Origin of the sequence: Bacteroides sp. RTP31139st1_H2_RTP31139_211217, assembly GCF_040227615.1 — a bacterium.
GTDB lineage: Bacteria > Bacteroidota > Bacteroidia > Bacteroidales > Bacteroidaceae > Bacteroides > Bacteroides uniformis.
The window spans coordinates 1-2,240 of sequence record NZ_JBCNZM010000299.1 but is presented as its reverse complement, the minus strand read 5'-3'; the positions used below and the strand labels follow the sequence as shown (position 1 = coordinate 2,240).

General features: G+C 49.1%; 1 protein-coding gene and 1 pseudogene. Both read right to left on the bottom strand.

What is annotated here, in order from left to right; all coding sequences use genetic code 11:
* Positions 1–179: pseudogene (locus tag ABUA47_RS24220) on the bottom strand (DNA-binding protein); the annotation flags it as partial.
* Positions 180–191: 12 nt separating this feature from the next.
* Positions 192–2,237: a bifunctional DNA primase/helicase gene (locus ABUA47_RS24215; protein WP_347073764.1), complete on the bottom strand. Its 2,046-nt coding sequence runs from the start codon at positions 2,235–2,237 to the stop codon at positions 192–194.
* Positions 2,238–2,240: the final 3 nt, after the last annotated feature.

The window sequence follows — 2,240 nt, the reverse complement described above, 5'->3', positions numbered from 1 at the left end:
GTGCGTTTGCTGATGCGCAGCAACAGGCATACTTCCTGATTGTCGTACAGACGCTCTCCGTTCAGGTAGTTCAGGTGCTTTTCCCTCGTTTCCGCCTTGTCCAGCTTCCGGGAGATGCGGTACAACTCACCCATGATACGTTCCATCCATGCTTCAAATTCCGTTTTATCTACTAACATACGCTTTCCTCCTCAAAAGTTCCCGATAACATAATAGCTCTGGTTATCGGATGATTTCAGAATGATTTCTTTCTCACGCATGAACTTGATGTAGCTTTTCGCCGTGCGCTCCTTCACCTCCAGTATCGACTGGATTTCTTCCGCAAGCTCCACATAAGTAACAAAGCGCCTCCGGCTGAATACCTCTTTGGCCACCGCTACAAGCTCGTCCTCTTTGCGCTTGTCTTTTTCCTCTTTCGGCTTTTCGCCCAGATAGACGTGCATGGCTTTTTCCTTATCCCACGAAAACTGCATGATAGGCACATCCAGCGGACTTCCATCCCTTACTTTCAGAGCCTTCACCACTGATACGGCCGGATCGCTGTCCTTCTCTATGGAAAGGATCGCCGCAGCCTTCCGCTGCAACTCGCTTCCCAAGTGTCCCCTCAGCTTCAGCCCGTTGGGGATGAAATGCAGTACTGTAACGATACACGTCTTGTAGATACCGGCCAGCCGGTACAGTTCTTCCACGACGGCTATGCTCTCCGCTTCATCGTTGGCGCATTTTATCAAATCCGCAATCCCGTCTATCACCACCAGATGAACACCCCCATATTGATAATGGTATTTGTCCAAGCTCTGGATAATGGAAAGCAGGCGTTCTTTCCGGCTCATTCCCGTAAGGCAATACGCCTTGAACCATTCCGGCATCGCCTCACGTCCGCAGCGCCGCAGCAGGTTGCTGATATTCTTATAAAGCTGCACTTCGCTCTGTTCCGTGTCATAGAACAGGACCGCCTTGTTCTTGCTATTTTCGTGAAGCGTAACGCCCAGCGCATCCACATCCGTTCCGGAGGGACGGATAGCACCGGCAATCAACGCCGCCACATAGTTACTTTTTCCCGTGCCTTCTCCGCCGGTGACACAAAGCAGGTTACCTTGAGTTCCGAGAGGCACGTCATTTACCGATACGATCATCTGTGCAATGGGAGGCGGGTTGTTGAAATCCACCTCGCAAGATTTTAATGCCGACATGGTTTCACTGTATAAGGTTTCCAGATAGTCCAGAAAAAGTTTTATCAAATCCTCACGGCTGTTTCCCAGCATAAAGTAGTCCGATACATCCTTCTCCGTCTTTGTACCGGCAAGCGGGAGCAACAACCGTTTAACCCCGTATTCTTTCAGTTCCTCTTCACGCTTCGCCGAGCTTTTCAGCCCGGTACTGTCCACATCATAGAGGAGGATGATATGTTTGAACCGAAACGAAAGCCGGTGTATGACAGCCGCAGGGATAAAAGCCGTTTCCGAATTGAAACAGATCGCATGGAAGCCGTGTGCCGCCAGGCTCATCACGTCCTTTTCTCCGCCTGTAATAAAAAGCAGATCACCTTTTGCCGGCAGTTGTTCCAGCCCGAAACAGTAGTTGTCTCCAAAATCACCGGCGTACAGGAACCGCATTTGTGAACATGGACGGTAAACCTTGATATGCTGTTTACCCATATATCCGAACATCGGTTCATCGACGCTTGTCATACAGGAAAAAGGCTTCCTTTCCTGGTTCTCACTGCGGAACTTCTTTAGCGATACCGTCCGGTACGCTTTCAGAATATTCTCCCCGATACCCGATTTACCCCAGAAAGCAAGTTCCGCAGCCGTAAAGGGCTTTTGCACGACAGTATAAGGCCGGACACTTTTCGCTTTCGGCTCTTCCGATACCACTTCATTCTTTTGGGGTACTTTGCTATGGCTCACATGATATTCCTCATGTGCGGACAGCCCCAAATGCAGGTCACGGTTTATTATTTCCATGATCTCGACAAACTCTTTAGGCTCCTTGCTGTTAAGGCCGTTCAGCCTGCCCACCAGCTCAAAGCAGTCCCCCGAATAATCCTCATTCCCGAAATCCTTCATTTTAAACACACCGGCCTTACGTTCGTAATAAATATTGCAAGAAGCCTTCGTATCCTTATAAAAAGGATTCAGGAAGTTCTTCCCCACCTTGAAGTCCACCGGCAGGTAATAGCGGAATACAGAAATACCCTTTTCCGTCATTTTCAGTATATCATCCTTTCTTATCATTAC

What these genes read in the sequence shown, in the direction of transcription:
- ABUA47_RS24215 (WP_347073764.1), bottom strand. Translation starts at nt 2,237, where the DNA reads ATGATAAGAAAGGATGATATACTGAAAATGACGGAAAAGGGTATTTCT.